The sequence below is a fragment of the Acinetobacter sp. ASP199 genome (genome assembly GCF_022700675.1).
Taxonomy (GTDB): domain Bacteria; phylum Pseudomonadota; class Gammaproteobacteria; order Pseudomonadales; family Moraxellaceae; genus Acinetobacter.
Genome location: NZ_CP062182.1, coordinates 2,634,893 through 2,652,104, shown reverse-complemented (window position 1 = coordinate 2,652,104; position 17,212 = coordinate 2,634,893). Strand labels below are relative to the sequence as shown.

Genomic DNA, 17,212 nt, shown 5'->3' with positions numbered 1-17,212 from the left:
TATTAAAATATCCCATAAAAATGATGAAAATAATCGGAGGAAGGAGGGCTATCTTTTGCCGAATATTGAGCCCAATAAACCACGGACAATTTTCTGTCCGGTACTGCCGCCCAAGCTACGGGCAGCACTTTTGGCAAAAGTGCCGACAATATCCTGAGTCAGCTTTTCACGTTGCTTGGCAGCACGTTCCGCTTCCTTCTGTTGTTCGCGTGCCAGACGTTCCTGTTCACGGGCTTGTTGTTTGGCAAGTGCTTCCTGTTCTTTTGCCACTTGTTTGGCATAAGCCTCTTGTTCTTTCGCTTGCTGTTTTGCAAGCTCAGCAGCTTGAGCCTGTTGTTGACGTTCAGCAACTTTATTTTGCAGCATTTCATGGGCACTTTCCCGGTCGACTTGCTGCTCATAAATTCCAGCCACGATACTTTGCTGCATCAAAGCTTGACGTTCTTCCGGGCTAATCGGGCTAAAAGAGGAATACGGGGGCATGATCCAGCCACGCTCTACAATTTGCGGTATGCCTTTTTCATCCAGACAGCTAATCAGTGCTTCACCGACAGCCAGTTCGGTAATGGCCTCCTGAACTTTGAATTCTGGATTAGCGCGGAAAGTATCTGCGGCAGTTTTTACTGCCTTTTGATCTTTAGGTGTAAAGGCACGTAAGGCATGCTGTACTCGGTTGCCGAGTTGGCCTAAAACACTTTCTGGTAAATCGAGTGGATTCTGGGTGACAAAATAAATACCCACCCCTTTAGAGCGAATCAGACGCACCACCTGTTCAATCTTTTCTTGCAGGGTAGGGCTGGCATTATCAAACAGCAAATGGGCTTCATCAAAGAAGAACACCAGTTTAGGTTTATCCAGATCACCGACTTCTGGTAATTGATCAAACAGCTCTGAAAGCATCCATAGCAAGAAAGTGGCATAGAGCTTGGGTGTGTTCATTAGCTTGTCAGCAGCGAGCAAGTTGATATTGCCATGACCTTGACTGTCGGTTTGCAGGAAATCCATCAAATCGAGTGCTGGTTCACCAAAAAACTTGTCACCGCCTTGATCAGCCAGAGCCAGCAGATTACGTTGAATCGCGCCTAGACTGGCAGGCGAGAGGTTGCCATATTCAGCCTTGAAGTCAGCCGCATGCTCAGTCACATAACTGATCATGGCCTTTAAATCTTTGAAGTCGATCAGCAATAGCCCTTGATCATCGGCAATTCTAAATACCGCAGATAGCACACCTTCCTGAGTATCGTTCAGATTGAGGATTCGCGCGAGAAGAAGGGGGCCAATCTCGGAAATGGTGGTGCGAATCGGATGACCCTGATCACCAAATAAATCCCAAAACACCACAGGTGATGCGGCAAAGGGAATGCTGTCTATACTTAAGCTTTTAATTCGTTCATTAAATTTAGGATTACTTTCACCGGCTTTTGCCAGGCTGGAAACATCACCTTTAGCATCGGCAAGGAATACAGGTACACCAATTCGGGAAAAGCTTTCTGCCAGTACCTTGAGTGTTACGGTTTTGCCGGTACCGGTTGCGCCCGCAATCAGACCATGCCGGTTGGCGAGCTGAGAATGCAGCACGATATCTTGTGTGGTATCGGCAGTTTTTTTAGCAATAACGATTGGTGTACCCATAAATTTTCCTATTGTTATTTATTCATTTTTAACTTTTTTCATGTGTTGTAGTGCATGTTGAATATCTTCAATCAGATCTTCAGGGTGTTCCAGTCCAATACAGAAACGAACCAGGAAACCATCCTTCAAATGTGAATGTTTAAGAACACGCATTTCTTTTAAGTTATATAACATGACCAGGCTGACAGGACCACCCCAGCTAAACCCAAGCTTAAACAGTTTTAAACTGTCACAGAAATTACGGATATCTTGCAGTTCATATTTACTATCAAAAATTACACTGACCAGCCCGGCACTATGTCCTTCCTTGCAAATTTCTTTCCAGTATTGATGACCTGCGCTATGCGGGTCAGCTGGGTGTAGTACTTGCACAAACTCCGCCTGCTGTTTTAACCAGGACATGATGTTGAGCGCACTACTGGATTGATGTGCATAACGCAGTTGCATGGAAGAAAGGCTGCGTTGTACTTGAGCGACGTCATCACCTGATACCGCAATGCCCTGAATGGCGTGTGCACGGAACAGTTTGTGATGCAGGGCTTTATCACGGGTTACCACTGACCCCATCAAGATGTCACCACCACCACTTGGATATTTGGTCAGTGCATGTACGGATAAATCCACGCTCAGGTGTTCATCACCAAAATCAAAGGCATTAAAGGCCAGACCCGCGCCCCAAGTATTGTCCAGTGCAGTCAGAATATTGTGTGCTTGTGCCTTTTTAACCAAGCCATTTAAATCCGGGAATTCCAGTGTGACCGAACCTGCCGCTTCTAGCCAGATCAGTTTGGCTTTCTCGGATGGATTAAAGCTTTCCAGGCAGAGCGGATTATAAACTTGCACCTGAATGCCATAACGTGTTTCCAGGTTACGTAGATGCTCCATATTTGGGCCATAGATATTATCTGCTACCCAGACTTCATCTCCCTGACTTAAAAAGCAGGAATTCACGAGATTAATCGCCGATAAACCGCTAGGTGCCAGCAGGTGATAGCGTCCACCTTCGAGCTGGGCAATGTTGTCACCTAAGGTAAATGTGGTTGGGGTGCCATGGGTACCATAACTATAGTCATAGTCATCGGTCCAATGGCGATTAAACAGGGCATCGGTGTTGTTAAAAATAATTGTTGATGCACGATAGAGGGGAGGTTGAACTGTTGAAATATACTGAGGGGCCTTTCGTGGTGCATGAATCAGGGCGGTTTGAGGATTTTTTTTCATGCTGCAGCTCATATCTGGAGTCAAAAACAGCTTTAGCTTAAGAGAATCTTTGCTTTAGCGCTACTTAGCTTATCAATTGTATAAAACCCTACATAAAATAAAAAGTTGGCTTCATTTTTGCAAAACCTAGCTTATATACATACAAGAATAGGTTTGAGCGCATGAAATCGCATTTACGAGTACATTATTTTCAGCATATTGCTGGTGAGGGTTACGGTAGTTGTCATGAATTTTTAAAGCAGCATCAGGCGCAAATTACAGCGACTGAATTCTTTGCTTTACCCGTGGATCGCGCTTTGGATATAGAGGCATTGCCTGCGGTAGAAGAAGTGGATTTGCTCATTATTATGGGTGGCCCTATGAGTGTGAATGATGAGGCCAATTATCCATGGTTAAAAATCGAAAAACGCTGGTTACGTCGTTACCTGTCTCAAGGGAAGCCAGCTATTGGTTTATGTTTAGGTGGGCAATTGATTGCCAATGCCTTGGGGGCAGCAGTCAGTTATAACCCGGAACAAGAATTGGGTTGGATGTCTGTCAGTAAAGTGGCAAATGTGCCAGCAGACTGTTTTAGTTTGCCTGAACAGTTCCGGATTATGCAGTGGCATAATGAGACCTTTGAAATCCCGAAAGGGGCAGTGCGTCTGGCAGAAAATGAAGCCTGTCGCAACCAGATGTATCAGCTCGGTAAGAATGTACTCGGTTTCCAGTTCCATCCTGAGATCACCCCGGAAACCCTCTCGCTCTTTTTAGAAGATGAAGACGATCTATTAAAATTTTCAGGAAAATACGTACAGCCTGTGCAAGAGCTTAGGAAAAGTCCAAAAACCAATTTTATTGAAGGAAATCAAATACTAAACCGCGCAATTGAATACGTGGTAGAAAAATCTGCCTAACGGGTGAAAAACAAACTCTTGATTTAGCAACCAAATTGATTTGCAGACGAAAACTATAAAAGAGATTTGCTTATGCAATAAACAATGGCTATAATAGGCCACCCTTCGATAGGAAGGATGTTAACTGCGAAGAAAGTAGTTAACTATCGTTACAGTCGTGGCATCGATCACGACCTTAGTGATAATTCACTGCTCTTGACACTTACCTCAAAAATTAGTGGGGTGAGATGCGTCAAGAGTGATTCTTTATATATTTGGCTTGGAGTTTACTGGTATGTCTAACCAGAGAATTCGTATCCGTCTTAAGTCTTTTGATCACCGTCTAATTGATCAATCAGCTCAAGAAATCGTAGAAACAGCAAAACGTACTGGCGCACAAGTTTGTGGTCCAATTCCAATGCCTACACGCATTGAACGTTTTAACGTTTTAACATCACCACACGTAAACAAAGACGCGCGTGACCAGTACGAAATCCGTACTTACAAGCGTTTGATCGACATCGTTCAACCTACAGACAAAACTGTAGATGCATTGATGAAGTTAGATCTTGCAGCTGGTGTTGATGTTCAGATCGCATTGGGTTAAGGCTTTCGGGTTAATTAACGCTCTAAGTTAATTAGGCCGCTTTTTTAGAGGTTTATGCACATGGCTATTGGTTTAGTCGGTCGCAAGTGCGGTATGACACGTATCTTTACAGATGCTGGTGTTTCTGTGCCTGTTACAGTGATTGAGGTTGATCCTAACCGCATCACTCAAATCAAAACGCTTGAAACTGATGGTTATCAAGCGATTCAAATCACTACTGGTGAACGTCGCGAATCTCGCGTAACTAACGCTCAGAAAGGTCACTTCGCTAAAGCGGGTGTTGCTGCTGGTCGTCTGGTTCAAGAATTCCGCGTTTCAGAAGCTGAGCTTGAAGGTCGTGAAGTTGGTGGTACGCTTACTGTTGAGTTGTTCCAAGTAGGTCAAATTGTTGACGTAACTGGTACTTCTAAAGGTAAAGGTTTCCAAGGTGGTGTTAAGCGTTGGAACTTCCGTACTCAAGATGCTACTCACGGTAACTCTGTTTCTCACCGTGTTCTAGGTTCTACAGGTCAAAACCAGACTCCTGGTCGCGTGTTCAAAGGCAAAAAAATGGCTGGCCATTTAGGTGCTGAACGCGTAACTACACAGGGTCTTGAAATCGTTGCTATCGACACTGAACGTTCAGTTCTAGTTGTTAAAGGCGCGGTTCCTGGTGCTACTGGTGGCGACGTAACTGTTCGTCCTACGATCAAGGCCTGAGGGGAAATAACGTGAATTTAAATACTGTTTCCGGCTCTGCTGTTGAATTGTCAGAAGTTGCGTTCGGTCGTGAATTTAATGAAGCTCTTGTGCACCAAGTTGTTACAGCTTACTTAGCTGGTGGTCGTCAAGGTTCTAAAGCTCAAAAATCACGTGCAGACGTTTCTGGCGGTGGTAAAAAACCATTCCGTCAAAAAGGTACTGGCCGCGCTCGTGCTGGTTCTATTCGTAGCCCAATCTGGGTTGGCGGTGGTAAAACTTTTGCTGCTCGTCCACAAGACTGGTCTCAAAAAGTAAACCGTAAAATGTACCGCGGTGCTATGCAATGCATCCTAGCTGAACTTGTTCGTCAAGATCGCTTAGTTCTAGTTGAAGAGTTTGCTGTTGCAGCTCCAAAAACTAAAGAATTGCTTGCAAAACTTAACGACTTGAATGCTACTCGTGCATTGATCGTTACTGATGCTGTTGATGAGAACTTGTATCTAGCTGCTCGTAACCTTCCACACGTAGATGTGGTTGATGCGACTGCAATCGATCCTGTTAGCTTGATCGCGTTCGATAAAGTTGTTATGTCTGTAGCTGCTGCTAAGAAAATTGAGGTAGAACTCGGATGAACAACGAACGTTTATATCAAGTCCTGCAAGGACCTGTTTTCTCAGAAAAAGCACAAGTTTTAGGCGAAACTGCTGGTGTTCAAGTTTTTAAAGTTGCTACTGATGCAACTAAACTTGAAATCAAAAAAGCAGTTGAGCAATTGTTTGGTGTTCAAGTTGTTAAAGTTAACACTACGATCACTAAAGGTAAAACTAAACGCTTTGGTAAAACTATCGGACGTCGTTCTGATGTTAAAAAAGCATACGTCACCCTGAAAGCTGGCCAAGATGTAGAAATGGCTGACTTGGGCGATGCCGCTGAAAGCGCAGCGGAATAAGGACGAAAATTATGCCTATTCAAAAATGTAAGCCAACGTCTCCAGGACGTCGCTTTGTAGAGAAAGTGGTTCATGATCACCTTCACAAAGGCGCGCCTTATGCTCCACTAGTTGAAGCTAAAAAACGTACTGGCGGCCGTAATAATAACGGTCACATTACGACTCGTCACGTTGGTGGCGGTCACAAGCAACACTACCGTATCGTAGACTTCAAACGTAACAAAGACGGCATCCCAGCTGTAGTTGAGCGTATCGAATACGATCCAAACCGTTCTGCGCACATTGCGTTGTTGAAGTATGCTGACGGTGAACGTCGCTACATCATCGCGCCTAAAGGTTTACGCGCTGGTGATTCAGTACAATCTGGTAACGATGCTCCAATTCGTCCAGGTAACTGCTTACCACTTCGTAACATGCCTATCGGTTCTACTCTTCACAACATCGAGCTTAAAATCGGTAAAGGCGCACAGTTAGTACGTTCTGCTGGTACTTCTGCTCAATTGTTGGGTCGTGACGGTTCATACGCTATCATCCGTCTTCGTTCAGGTGAGATGCGTAAAGTACACGTTGAATGTCGCGCTGTGTTAGGTGAAGTATCTAACTCAGAAAGCAACCTTCGTTCATTGGGTAAAGCTGGTGCAGCGCGCTGGCGTGGCGTTCGTCCTACCGTTCGTGGTATGGCGATGAACCCGGTAGATCACCCGCACGGTGGTGGTGAAGGTCGTAGCAAAGGTATTCAACCTGTAAGCCCATGGGGTCAAAAAGCTAAAGGGTACAAGACACGTACCAATAAGCGTACGACTAAGATGATTATTCGCGACCGTCGCGTTAAGTAACAAGTAAAGGAATCTGACAATGCCTCGTTCTCTGAAAAAAGGCCCATTCGTCGATGCGCACTTGTTCGCTAAGGTTGAAGCGGCTATCGCGGCTAATAACCGTAAGCCGATCAAAACTTGGTCGCGTCGTTCGATGATCCTCCCGGATTTTGTTGGTTTAACAATTTCTGTACACAATGGCCGTAACCATGTTCCAGTGATCATCTCTGAACATATGGTTGGACACAAGCTTGGTGAATTTGCACCAACTCGTACCTACCGTGGTCACGGTGTTGACAAGAAATCTAAACGTTAATAGGTGCTATGATGGAAGTAACTGCTAAATTACGCGGTGCCGCTATCTCGGCACAAAAAGCTCGTTTGGTTGCAGATCTTATCCGCGGCAAATCTGTTGCGCACGCACTTAACATTTTGAACTTCAGCAACAAAAAAGCTGCAGTCCTAGTTAAGAAAGCGTTAGAGTCTGCAATTGCAAACGCTGAACACAATAACAGTTTAGATGTAGACGACCTTAAAGTTTCTACGATCTACGTTGATGAAGGCATGAGCCTGAAACGTATTATGCCACGTGCTAAAGGCCGTGCAGATCGTATTACTAAGCGTACTTGTCACATTACCGTTAAGGTAGGGGTTTGATATGGGTCAGAAGGTTCATCCAATCGGTATCCGCCTAGGTGTTGTGAAACGTCATAACGCTAACTGGTATGCGAGTCCGAAACAATACGCTGAATACTTGCTTAAAGATTTGCAAGTTCGTGAGTTTTTAACTAAAAAACTTAAGAATGCAATGATCAGCAATATTCTTATCGAACGTCCTACAGGCGCTGCTAAAGTAACTATTAGCACTGCTCGTCCTGGTATCGTTATCGGTAAAAAAGGCGAAGACATTGAGAAACTACAACGCGAATTAACATCTATCATGGGTGTTCCTGCGCAAGTAAGCATCAACGAAATCGATCGTCCAGACTTAGACGCGCGTCTAGTTGCTGAAGCTATCGCTTCTCAATTAGAAAAACGTGTAATGTTCCGTCGTGCTATGAAGCGTGCGGTTCAAAACACAATGCGTGCTGGCGCTAAAGGTATCAAAGTTGAAGTTTCAGGCCGTTTAGGTGGTGCTGAGATCGCTCGTACTGAGTGGTATCGTGAAGGTCGTGTGCCTCTACATACACTTCGTGCAGACATCGACTATGCTACTATGCGTGCTGAAACTACTTACGGTACGATTGGTGTTAAAGTTTGGATCTTCCGTGGTGAGATCTTGGGCGGCATGAAGCAAGTCATGAACCCAGCTCCAGCTGAAGAACGTCCAGCTAAACGCGGTCGCGGTCGTGGTGAAGGTCAAGAGCGTCGTGGTCGTCGCAATGATCGTTCTGCTGAAAAAGGAGAATAATCCATGTTGCAACCTAAACGTATGAAATTCCGTAAGGTGCAAAAAGGCCGTAACACTGGTCTTGCACACCGCGGTAGTTCAGTATCTTTCGGTACAATCGCTCTTAAATCAATTGAACGTGGTCAAATGACTGCGCGTCAAATTGAAGCAGCGCGTCGTACTATCAGCCGTCGTATTAAACGTGGTGGTAAGATCTTTATCCGTGTCTTCCCAGACAAGCCTATTACTTCTAAACCTCTTGAAGTTCGTATGGGTAAAGGTAAAGGTTCTGTGGAATACTGGGTTTGCCAAATCAAACCAGGTAAAGTCTTGTACGAAATTGATGGTGTTAACGAAGAGTTAGCTCGCGAAGCATTTACGCTTGCAGCTGCTAAACTTCCGTTTAAAACCACTATCGTGACTCGGACGGTAATGTAATGAAAACTAAAGATCTACGTGAAAAGTCGGTAGAAGAGTTGACAGCTTTGCTTGATGAGCAACAGCTTAACCAATTCCGTCTTCGTATGGCGAAAGCAACTGGTCAATTGGGTAAATCGCACGAAGTGCAATTAACTCGTAAGACGATTGCTCGTATCAAGACCCTCCTTACCGAAAAACAGGGGAACGGACAATGAGTGAACAAACAGTCCGCACGTTAACAGGCAAAGTAGTAAGCGACAAAATGGACAAGTCTATTGTTGTGCTTATTGAACGTCGTGTTCAACACCCGTTGTATGGCAAATCAATCCGCCGTTCAACAAAATTACATGCTCACGATGAGAACAATACCGCTAAAACTGGCGATCTTGTAACCATCAAAGAATGCCGCCCAATGTCTAAAACTAAGTCATGGACTTTAGTTGAAGTTATTGAAGCAGCAGCTGAGTAATTAACGTTCTTGTTGCATCATCGGACAAATTCGAGTACTCTTTGAGCCTTTCGAATTTGCGACCGGTGATGCTCGGTTTTGGAGTAGGGCAATGATTCAGACCGAAACTATGCTCGACGTAGCAGACAACAGTGGTGCTCGCCGCGTACAATGTATTAAAGTACTTGGTGGTTCACATCGTCGTTATGCTTCTGTTGGCGACATTATTAAAGTTACTGTAAAAGAAGCAATTCCACGCGCACGTGTTAAAAAAGGTGACGTGATGAATGCAGTTGTAGTTCGTACTAAATTCGGCATCCGTCGTCCAGATGGTTCAGTGATTCGTTTCGACGATAACGCTGCTGTTATTTTGAACAACAACAAAGCGCCGATTGCAACTCGTATTTTCGGACCAGTGACTCGTGAACTTCGTACTGAACAGTTCATGAAAATTATTTCATTGGCTCCTGAAGTTCTATAAGAGGCAATCATGGCTAAGATTAAAAAAGGCGATCAAGTAATCGTGATCGCAGGTAAAGAAAAAGGCAAACAGGGTACTGTTCTGTCTGTTTCAAATGACCAAGTGAAGGTAGAAGGTCTTAACCTAGTTAAGAAACATCAGAAGCCTAACCGAGCTACTGGCGCTGAAGGCGGCATCGTAACTCAAGAAGCTTCTCTTCACATCTCAAACGTGGCACTTTTTAATGCTACAACCCAAAAGGCTGACCGTGTTGGTTACCAAGTGATTGACGGCGTGAAAACTCGCGTTTACAAATCAAATGGTGAATCAGTGGCGGTAGCGAAGTAATAGGTTGAAAAAGGCAATGGCCAGACTTAAAGCACGTTACAACGACGAACTTAAAGCTCAATTACAAGAACAATTGGGTGTTAAGAATGTGATGGAGATCCCTCGCATCACTAAAATCACTATCAACATGGGTGTTGGTGCAGCTGCTGCTGACAAGAAACTCCTTGATGGTGCTCTTTCTGATATGCAAGCTATCGCTGGTCAAAAACCAGTACTTACGTTAGCTCGTAAATCTATCGCTGGTTTCAAAATCCGTGATGGTTGGCCGATTGGTTGTAAAGTTACTTTACGCGGCGAACGTATGTACGAATTCTTAGACCGTTTGATCTCTATTGCGATTCCTCGTATCCGTGACTTCCGTGGTTTCTCAGCGAAATCATTTGATGGTCGTGGTAACTACTCAATGGGTCTTAAAGAACAGATCATGTTCCCTGAGATCGATTTTGACAAGATTGACCGTATTCGTGGTATGGACATTACCATCACTACGACTGCTCGCACCGATGACGAAGGCCGTGCGCTTATGCGTGCATTCGGCTTCCCGTTCAAATAAGAGGTCGAAATGGCTAAGAAAGGTATGATTAATCGCGAATTGAAACGCGAAGCTACTGTTGCTAAATACGCTGCAAAACGTGCTGAATTAAAAGCTGTTATTGCTAACGTAAATGCATCAGACGAAGAACGTTTCGAAGCGATGATGAAATTACAAGCATTACCACGTAATGCATCTCCAGTACGTCTACGTAACCGTTGTGGTTTAACTGGTCGTCCTCATGGTTACTTCCGTAAGTTCGGTCTAAGCCGTAACAAATTACGTGAAACAGTAATGCAAGGTGATGTACCTGGCGTTGTTAAGGCAAGCTGGTAAGGAGCACTATAAATGAGTATGCAAGATACCGTTGCCGACATGCTAACACGTGTTCGTAACGCGCAAATGGCGAAGAAACAAACTGTTTCTATGCCTAATTCTAAGTTGAAGGTTGCTATTGCAAACGTTCTTCAACAAGAAGGTTACATTTCAAACGTAGAAGTTGCTGATGTTGAAGGCAAAGCAACTTTAACTATTACGTTAAAATATTTTGAAGGCAAACCAGTTATCGAAACTGTGAAACGCGTAAGCCGTCCAGGTCTACGTCAGTATCGCGGTAAAGATGCACTTCCAAGCGTTAAGCAAGGTTTAGGTATTGCAATTGTTTCTACAAGCAAAGGCATCATGACTGATCGCGCAGCACGTGCTGCAGGCGTTGGTGGTGAAGTTATTGCTTTTGTTTCTTAATAGGTGATTCCTCATGTCTCGTGTGGCTAAAGCCCCAGTAACTGTACCTAACGGTGTAACAGTTACTCAGAACGGCCGGCAGGTCGAAGTGAAAGGCACTAAAGGTACATTGTCTTTCAACCTGCATGCGCTGGTCGAGCTAAAACAGGAAGACGGTACTCTAGTTATTGCTCCTAAAGCTGAATCTAAAGACGCTTGGATGCAAGCTGGTACTGCTCGCGCTGTGCTTAACAACCTTGTTAAAGGTGTTAGCGAAGGTTTCGAACGTAAGTTACAACTTATCGGTGTTGGTTATAAAGCTGCGGTTAAAGGTAACGTTGTTAACCTTAACCTTGGTTTCTCTCACCCGATCGACTACAACCTTCCTGAAGGTGTAACTGCAGAAACTCCTACAGCGACTGAAATCGTGCTTAAATCTGCTGACAAAGCGAAATTAGGCCAAGTTGCTGCAGAAATCCGTGGTTACCGTCCACCAGAGCCGTATAAAGGTAAAGGTGTTCGTTATTCTGACGAAGTTGTACTTCGTAAAGAAGCTAAGAAGAAATAAGGCGCGAGGTTCTTATGAACGAAAAGAAACAATCCCGTTTGCGTCGTGCGAAAAGCACACGCTTGCACATCCGTGCATTGGGTGCGACTCGTTTGTGTGTAAACCGCACTCCGCGTCACATCTATGCTCAAGTTATCTCAGCAGATGGTGGCAAAGTATTAGCGCAAGCTTCTACTCTAGACGCTACTCTACGTGCTGGTACAACTGGTAATGTTGAAGCAGCTCAAAAAGTAGGTGCTTTAATCGCAGAACGCGCTAAAGCAGCTGGTGTAACTAAAGTTGCGTTTGACCGTTCTGGTTTCAAATATCATGGTCGTATCAAAGCCTTGGCTGATGCTGCTCGTGAAAACGGCTTGGAGTTCTAATCATGGCTAAAGTTGAACAAAACGAAGGTCTTGTTGAAAAGCTGGTTGCCGTTGATCGTGTAGCCAAAGTTGTTAAGGGTGGTCGTATCTTCTCTTTCACAGCATTAACTGTTGTGGGTGATGGTAATGGTCGCGTAGGTTTTGGTCGTGGTAAAGCACGTGAAGTTCCAGCTGCTATCTCTAAAGCGCTTGAAGCTGCTCGTCGCAACATGATTACTGTTGACTTGGTTAACGGTACTGTACAGCACCCGATCAATGCTCGTCACGGCGCAAGCCGCGTTTACATGCAGCCTGCTTCTGAAGGTACTGGTGTAATTGCTGGTGGCGCAATGCGTGCAGTTTTAGAAGCTGTGGGCGTACGTAACGTATTGACTAAATGTTATGGTTCAACAAATGCTGCTAACGTAGTAAACGCGACTTTCAATGGTCTGCGTGACATGACTTCTCCTGAGAAAGTCGCTGCGAAACGTGGTCTTACTGTTGAACAAATTCAAGGGTAATCAATCATGAAAACGATTAAAGTTACCCAGACTAAATCTGCATCGCACCGCTTGAAAAATCACAAGCTTAGCCTTAAGGGTTTAGGTCTGCGTCGTATTGGTCATACTGTAGAGGTGTTAGACACACCTTCTAACCGTGGTATGATCAACCAAGTCTACTATATGGTTAGTGTAGAGGAATAAGCCATGACTCTGCGTTTAAATACAATTGCACCTGCAGAAGGTGCTAAGCGTGACAACCTTCGTCTAGGCCGTGGTATCGGTTCTGGCGTTGGTAAGACTGGTGGCCGTGGTGTCAAAGGTCAAAACTCACGTAAGAGCGGTGGTACACGTCCAGGCTTCGAAGGCGGTCAAACAGCGTTATATCGTCGTTTACCTAAATTCGGTTTCACTAGCCAACAGGCTTTGAAAACTGCTGAAGTACGTTTATCTGAGCTTGCTAAAGTTGAAGGCGACATCGTGTCTCTAGAAACTTTAAAAGCTGCGAACGTTGTACGTAAAGATATGACTCGTGCACGTATCGTACTTTCTGGTGAAATTACTCGCGCATTCACTGTTCAAGGTGTTGTGTTGACTAAAGGCGCTAAAGCTGCTGTTGAAGCGGCTGGCGGTAAAGTCGAGGAGTAATCTCCAGTGTCTATGTCTCCTAGTTCTTCAGGTCATGTCAACATGATGAAAGGCCAACCATTTCATGTGAAATACCGTGAAATTATTCGTCGAATGATGTTTCTCATTGGTGCGTTGTTGGTGTTTCGACTGGGAGCACATATTCCAGTACCGGGCATTAACAATGCCGCGCTGGAGAATCTGTTTAATGCAAACCAAGGTACGATCCTTGGTTTGTTTAACATGTTCTCTGGTGGTGCATTGGAGCGAATGTCTATCCTTGCTCTTGGGATCATGCCATACATCTCTGCATCGATTATCGTGCAGCTGATGTCAACAGTCGTTCCACAGCTCGAAGCTTTGAAAAAAGAAGGCGAGCAAGGCAAACGTAAAATAAATCAATACACACGACAGGGCACACTGTTCCTTGCATTTGTGCAAGCGGTCGGTATGTGCGCGGGCTTGATCAGCCAGGGAATTACCCTGACCTCTGGTCTGGCTTTTTATGTTCCTGCGGTAACCTCACTGGTTGCGGGGACCATGTTCCTGATGTGGTTGGGTGAACAGATTACCGAGCGTGGGGTGGGGAATGGTATTTCCATGATCATCTTCGCAGGTATTGTTGCAGGTCTGCCTACTTTAGTAATGCAGTCTCTGACTTCTGTCGATAATGGTCAGTCCAGCTTAATGGGTCTGGCAATATTTGCATTGTTATCCATCGCCGTGCTTGCAGCTATTGTGTTTATCGAGAAGGCGCAACGTCGTATTCCGGTGAACTATGCTCAGAAGCAGCAGGGTCGTCGCGTATTTACTGCACAGCAGACACATTTGCCATTAAAAATTAATATGGCAGGTGTGATTCCTGCAATTTTTGCCAGTTCATTGCTTTTGTTCCCTGCGAGCTTGGGTCAGTGGGTAGGCAGTGCAGATCCTGATGCAGGAATTATCAAGCGTAGTCTACAAGATTTGGCATTGGTGTTGTCGCCTGGTCAGCCGTTGTATTTGGTGCTCTTTGGTGCGTTAATTATCTTTTTCTGTTATTTCTATACAGCACTAGTATTTAGTCCTAAAGAAGTATCAGAGAACTTGAAACGCAGCGGAGCTTACGTGCCTGGTATTCGTCCAGGTGAGCAAACTGCTCGTTACTTAGATCATATTCTCGGTCGTTTGACATTTATTGGCGCGATGTATATCACGGTCATCTGTTTGATGCCGATGGTATTGCAAAGTTCATTTGGTATCCCATTCACTTTAGGTGGTACTTCTTTGCTCATTGTTGTGGTTGTAGTGATGGACTTTATGGCTCAGCTGCAAGCACATCTCACTTCGCACCAATATGATAATCAAACGTTAATGAGAAAAACGACTGCTCATCCTAAGGGATAAGCGCACTTAGAGGTTTCATCATGAAAGTACAAGCTTCTGTAAAGAAAATTTGTGGTAGCTGTAAAGTTATCCGTCGTAATGGGGTTATCCGCGTAATTTGTAGCGCAGAACCTCGTCATAAGCAGCGTCAAGGTTAATCTGATCAAGACCTGTTGATTTCAGTAGGCGAATTGGGTTATTATCCGCCCCTCAAGATTTTTGTGGGGCGGTTATTATCTTAACTGCCTTTTTGGAGAAAATTGAATGGCTCGTATTGCCGGTGTAAACATTCCGGATAACAAGCATGCTGTTATCTCTCTAACGTATATCTTTGGTATTGGTCGCCATACTTCAAAAGCTATCTTAGCTGCTGCAGGTATTGCTCCAACAACTAAGATTCGTGAATTAGATGACGCTCAGCTTGATGCGATTCGTGCAGAAGTTGCTAAGGTTCCAACCGAAGGTGATTTACGTCGCGAAATTTCCATGAACATCAAACGTTTAATGGATTTAGGCTGCTACCGCGGTCTTCGTCATCGTCGCAGCTTGCCTGTCCGCGGTCAACGCACCAAAACTAACGCACGTACCCGTAAAGGTCCGCGCAAACCAATTAAGAAATAAGATTTCTGGAAGCTAAAAGATGGCTAAAGATACTCGCACACGCAAGAAGGTCACTCGTACCGTCTCTGAAGGTGTTGCACACATTCACGCTTCTTTTAATAACACCATTGTGACTATTACCGATCGTCAAGGTAATGCACTGGCTTGGGCCACTTCAGGTGGACAAGGCTTCCGTGGATCACGTAAATCAACTCCGTTCGCTGCTCAGGTAGCTGCTGAAGTTGCTGGTAAAGCAGCTTTAGATTACGGTTTGAAAAACTTGGACGTCCTTGTTAAAGGTCCTGGTCCAGGTCGTGAATCTGCGGTTCGTGCTTTAGGTGCAGTGGGTTATAAAATTAATAGCATTACCGATGTGACTCCAATTCCTCACAACGGTTGCCGTCCACCTAAAAAACGTCGCGTGTAAGGAGAAACATTCATGGCTCGTTATATTGGTCCAAAATGCAAACTCTCTCGCCGCGAAGGGACAGACCTGCAATTAAAATCTGGCGTTAAACCATTTGACGTTAAGACTAAAAAACATGCTAAAGTGCCTGGCCAACATGGTGGTGCGCGTGGCAGCAAACAATCTGAGTACTCACTACAATTACGTGAAAAACAAAAAGTACGTCGCATGTACGGTGTTTTAGAGCGTCAATTTAGTAACTACTATAAAGAAGCAGCTCGTGTTAAAGGCGCAACTGGCGAGAACTTGTTAAAGTTACTTGAAAGCCGTCTTGATAACGTTGTTTATCGCATGGGTTTTGGTTCTACACGTGCTGAAGCTCGTCAGTTAGTATCTCACCGTTCTATCACTTTAAATGGCCGTCGCGTTAACATCGCGTCTATCCAAGTTAAAGCTGGTGACGTGATTGCAGTTCACGAAGGCGCTAAACAACAATTACGTATCAAAAACGCAATTGAATTAGCTGCTCAACGTGGCATTCCTTCTTGGATGGAAGTAGATCATTCTAAACTTGAAGGTACGTTCAAAGCTGCACCGGATCGTTCTGATTTACCTGCTGAAATCAACGAAAGCTTGATTGTAGAATTGTATTCTAAATAATCCTTGAGGTAGCAATATGACGCGTACTGCAAATGAGTTTCTAACTCCGCAAGCGATCAAGGTCGAAGCGGCAAGCGGGACCTCGGCAAAAGTTATTCTAGAACCCTTAGAGCGTGGCTTTGGTCATACTCTGGGCAATGCTTTACGTCGCATCCTTCTTTCTTCTTTACCTGGCGCTGCTGTGGTAGAAGTAGAAATTGAGGGTGTTGAGCACGAGTACAGTACTTTGGAAGGCTTGCAGCAGGACATCGTCGAGCTCTTGCTGAACCTAAAAGGATTGTCTATTAAGCTGTTCGATCAAAATGAAGCTTATTTAACATTAGAGAAACAAGGTCCAGGCGACGTAACTGCGGCTGACCTTCGTTTACCTCATAATGTTGAAGTGGTTAACCCTGAACACTTGATCGGCACGTTAAGTGCTTCAGGCAATCTTAAGATGCGCCTGAAAGTGGCTCAAGGCCGTGGCTACGAGACTTCTGACTCACGTTTCCCAGAAGGCGAGACTCGCCCAGTGGGTCGTTTACAGTTAGATGCATCTTACAGCCCGATCAAACGTGTGTCTTACACAGTTGAAAATGCTCGTGTAGAACAACGTACTGACCTTGATAAACTGATCATTGATCTTGAAACCAACGGTACAGTTGATCCTGAAGAAGCAATCCGCAAAGCGGCAACAATCTTGCAACAACAAATTGCAATCTTTGTTGACCTTCAGAAAGATCAAGCTCCAGTTGCTCAAGAACCTCGTGAAGAAGTTGATCCGATTTTGCTTCGTCCAGTAGATGATCTAGAGCTAACTGTTCGTTCTGCTAACTGTTTGAAAGCAGAAAACATTTACTACATTGGTGATCTTGTACAGCGTACTGAAGTTGAGTTACTTAAAACTCCTAACTTGGGTAAAAAATCGCTTACTGAGATCAAAGATGTTCTGGCTTCTAAAGGCTTACAACTCGGCATGCGTTTAGAGAACTGGCCACCAGCTAGTCTCCGTATGGACGATCGTTTCGCCTATCGTAGCCGTTAATTAAGTAGGACTATCAC

General features: G+C 44.7%; 29 protein-coding genes and 1 pseudogene. 28 read left to right on the top strand and 2 right to left on the bottom strand.

Going from position 1 to position 17,212, the window contains the following annotated elements; genetic code table 11:
* Positions 1–48: 48 nt before the first annotated feature.
* Positions 49–1,632, bottom strand: a complete 1,584-nt coding sequence (locus IHE35_RS12730) for a helicase HerA-like domain-containing protein (RefSeq protein ID WP_242787909.1) — start codon at positions 1,630–1,632, stop codon at positions 49–51.
* A gap of 18 nt (positions 1,633–1,650) precedes the next feature.
* Positions 1,651–2,853, bottom strand: coding sequence for a PLP-dependent transferase (locus tag IHE35_RS12725; protein WP_242787908.1), 1,203 nt, complete (start codon positions 2,851–2,853; stop codon positions 1,651–1,653).
* 161 nt (positions 2,854–3,014) lie between these two features.
* On the opposite strand from IHE35_RS12725, the gene IHE35_RS12720 reads away from it, so the two are divergent.
* From IHE35_RS12720 to rpoA, 28 genes and pseudogenes are all read left to right on the top strand, one after another.
* Positions 3,015–3,749 carry a type 1 glutamine amidotransferase gene (locus IHE35_RS12720; RefSeq protein ID WP_242787907.1) on the top strand — a complete coding sequence of 245 codons (735 nt, stop codon included), beginning with the start codon at positions 3,015–3,017 and terminating at the stop codon, positions 3,747–3,749.
* Positions 3,750–4,023: 274 nt separating this feature from the next.
* Positions 4,024–4,335: a 30S ribosomal protein S10 gene (rpsJ, locus tag IHE35_RS12715; protein ID WP_000070912.1), complete on the top strand. Its 312-nt coding sequence runs from the start codon at positions 4,024–4,026 to the stop codon at positions 4,333–4,335.
* Positions 4,336–4,395: 60 nt separating this feature from the next.
* Positions 4,396–5,034: a 50S ribosomal protein L3 gene (gene rplC, locus IHE35_RS12710; RefSeq protein WP_004809812.1), complete on the top strand. Its 639-nt coding sequence runs from the start codon at positions 4,396–4,398 to the stop codon at positions 5,032–5,034.
* Between the two features lie 11 nt (positions 5,035–5,045).
* Complete coding sequence (rplD, locus tag IHE35_RS12705) at positions 5,046–5,648, top strand: 50S ribosomal protein L4 (RefSeq protein ID WP_004786925.1); 603 nt, start codon at positions 5,046–5,048, stop codon at positions 5,646–5,648.
* A complete protein-coding gene (gene rplW / locus IHE35_RS12700) occupies positions 5,645–5,965 on the top strand; it encodes a 50S ribosomal protein L23 (protein WP_004809809.1) in 321 nt (106 codons plus the stop codon). Before rplD ends, rplW begins: the two co-directional genes overlap by 4 nt.
* Before the next feature lie 11 nt (positions 5,966–5,976).
* Positions 5,977–6,801, top strand: coding sequence for a 50S ribosomal protein L2 (gene rplB / locus IHE35_RS12695; RefSeq protein ID WP_004809807.1), 825 nt, complete (start codon positions 5,977–5,979; stop codon positions 6,799–6,801).
* Positions 6,802–6,820: 19 nt separating this feature from the next.
* Entirely contained in the window at positions 6,821–7,096 is a 276-nt protein-coding gene (rpsS, locus tag IHE35_RS12690) for a 30S ribosomal protein S19 (protein ID WP_004673001.1), read from the top strand.
* An 11-nt stretch (positions 7,097–7,107) separates the two neighbouring features.
* Positions 7,108–7,437, top strand: coding sequence for a 50S ribosomal protein L22 (gene rplV / locus IHE35_RS12685; RefSeq protein WP_001982638.1), 330 nt, complete (start codon positions 7,108–7,110; stop codon positions 7,435–7,437).
* Position 7,438: 1 nt separating this feature from the next.
* A pseudogene (rpsC, locus tag IHE35_RS12680) lies at positions 7,439–8,216 on the top strand (30S ribosomal protein S3).
* Entirely contained in the window at positions 8,195–8,608 is a 414-nt protein-coding gene (gene rplP, locus IHE35_RS12675) for a 50S ribosomal protein L16 (protein WP_004809805.1), read from the top strand. The pseudogene rpsC and the gene rplP overlap by 22 nt, the downstream one beginning before the upstream one ends.
* Positions 8,608–8,805 (top strand): 50S ribosomal protein L29, encoded by a 198-nt coding sequence (gene rpmC, locus IHE35_RS12670; RefSeq protein WP_004786915.1) that lies wholly within the window; start codon positions 8,608–8,610, stop codon positions 8,803–8,805. The genes rplP and rpmC overlap by 1 nt, the downstream gene beginning before the upstream one ends.
* A complete protein-coding gene (gene rpsQ / locus IHE35_RS12665; protein ID WP_242787906.1) occupies positions 8,802–9,059 on the top strand; it encodes a 30S ribosomal protein S17 in 258 nt (85 codons plus the stop codon). The genes rpmC and rpsQ overlap by 4 nt, the downstream gene beginning before the upstream one ends.
* Before the next feature lie 91 nt (positions 9,060–9,150).
* A complete protein-coding gene (gene rplN / locus IHE35_RS12660) occupies positions 9,151–9,519 on the top strand; it encodes a 50S ribosomal protein L14 (protein WP_001982634.1) in 369 nt (122 codons plus the stop codon).
* A 9-nt stretch (positions 9,520–9,528) separates the two neighbouring features.
* Complete coding sequence (gene rplX / locus IHE35_RS12655; RefSeq protein ID WP_099338204.1) at positions 9,529–9,846, top strand: 50S ribosomal protein L24; 318 nt, start codon at positions 9,529–9,531, stop codon at positions 9,844–9,846.
* Between the two features lie 16 nt (positions 9,847–9,862).
* Complete coding sequence (rplE, locus tag IHE35_RS12650) at positions 9,863–10,399, top strand: 50S ribosomal protein L5 (RefSeq protein ID WP_004809796.1); 537 nt, start codon at positions 9,863–9,865, stop codon at positions 10,397–10,399.
* Positions 10,400–10,408: 9 nt separating this feature from the next.
* Positions 10,409–10,714 carry a 30S ribosomal protein S14 gene (rpsN, locus tag IHE35_RS12645; RefSeq protein WP_004732275.1) on the top strand — a complete coding sequence of 102 codons (306 nt, stop codon included), beginning with the start codon at positions 10,409–10,411 and terminating at the stop codon, positions 10,712–10,714.
* A 12-nt stretch (positions 10,715–10,726) separates the two neighbouring features.
* Complete coding sequence (gene rpsH / locus IHE35_RS12640) at positions 10,727–11,122, top strand: 30S ribosomal protein S8 (RefSeq protein WP_099338206.1); 396 nt, start codon at positions 10,727–10,729, stop codon at positions 11,120–11,122.
* Between the two features lie 13 nt (positions 11,123–11,135).
* Positions 11,136–11,669 (top strand): 50S ribosomal protein L6, encoded by a 534-nt coding sequence (gene rplF / locus IHE35_RS12635; RefSeq protein ID WP_242787905.1) that lies wholly within the window; start codon positions 11,136–11,138, stop codon positions 11,667–11,669.
* A gap of 14 nt (positions 11,670–11,683) precedes the next feature.
* Entirely contained in the window at positions 11,684–12,034 is a 351-nt protein-coding gene (rplR, locus tag IHE35_RS12630) for a 50S ribosomal protein L18 (protein ID WP_004281497.1), read from the top strand.
* 2 nt (positions 12,035–12,036) lie between these two features.
* Positions 12,037–12,534, top strand: a complete 498-nt coding sequence (gene rpsE / locus IHE35_RS12625; protein ID WP_004691304.1) for a 30S ribosomal protein S5 — start codon at positions 12,037–12,039, stop codon at positions 12,532–12,534.
* A gap of 6 nt (positions 12,535–12,540) precedes the next feature.
* Positions 12,541–12,717 carry a 50S ribosomal protein L30 gene (gene rpmD, locus IHE35_RS12620; protein ID WP_004809788.1) on the top strand — a complete coding sequence of 59 codons (177 nt, stop codon included), beginning with the start codon at positions 12,541–12,543 and terminating at the stop codon, positions 12,715–12,717.
* Between the two features lie 3 nt (positions 12,718–12,720).
* The gene (gene rplO, locus IHE35_RS12615; protein ID WP_004809786.1) at positions 12,721–13,161 is read left to right on the top strand and encodes a 50S ribosomal protein L15; all 441 of its coding nucleotides are present in this window, start codon (positions 12,721–12,723) and stop codon (positions 13,159–13,161) included.
* A 45-nt stretch (positions 13,162–13,206) separates the two neighbouring features.
* Positions 13,207–14,526 carry a preprotein translocase subunit SecY gene (gene secY / locus IHE35_RS12610; RefSeq protein WP_242790014.1) on the top strand — a complete coding sequence of 440 codons (1,320 nt, stop codon included), beginning with the start codon at positions 13,207–13,209 and terminating at the stop codon, positions 14,524–14,526.
* A 20-nt stretch (positions 14,527–14,546) separates the two neighbouring features.
* Positions 14,547–14,663 (top strand): 50S ribosomal protein L36, encoded by a 117-nt coding sequence (gene rpmJ / locus IHE35_RS12605; protein WP_000867907.1) that lies wholly within the window; start codon positions 14,547–14,549, stop codon positions 14,661–14,663.
* A gap of 106 nt (positions 14,664–14,769) precedes the next feature.
* Positions 14,770–15,126, top strand: coding sequence for a 30S ribosomal protein S13 (rpsM, locus tag IHE35_RS12600; protein ID WP_004281492.1), 357 nt, complete (start codon positions 14,770–14,772; stop codon positions 15,124–15,126).
* 19 nt (positions 15,127–15,145) lie between these two features.
* A complete protein-coding gene (gene rpsK, locus IHE35_RS12595; RefSeq protein WP_001040166.1) occupies positions 15,146–15,532 on the top strand; it encodes a 30S ribosomal protein S11 in 387 nt (128 codons plus the stop codon).
* A gap of 12 nt (positions 15,533–15,544) precedes the next feature.
* Positions 15,545–16,171: a 30S ribosomal protein S4 gene (gene rpsD, locus IHE35_RS12590; RefSeq protein ID WP_242787904.1), complete on the top strand. Its 627-nt coding sequence runs from the start codon at positions 15,545–15,547 to the stop codon at positions 16,169–16,171.
* Positions 16,172–16,187: 16 nt separating this feature from the next.
* Positions 16,188–17,195 (top strand): DNA-directed RNA polymerase subunit alpha, encoded by a 1,008-nt coding sequence (gene rpoA / locus IHE35_RS12585; RefSeq protein ID WP_004809777.1) that lies wholly within the window; start codon positions 16,188–16,190, stop codon positions 17,193–17,195.
* The last annotated feature ends 17 nt before the right edge of the window (positions 17,196–17,212 follow it).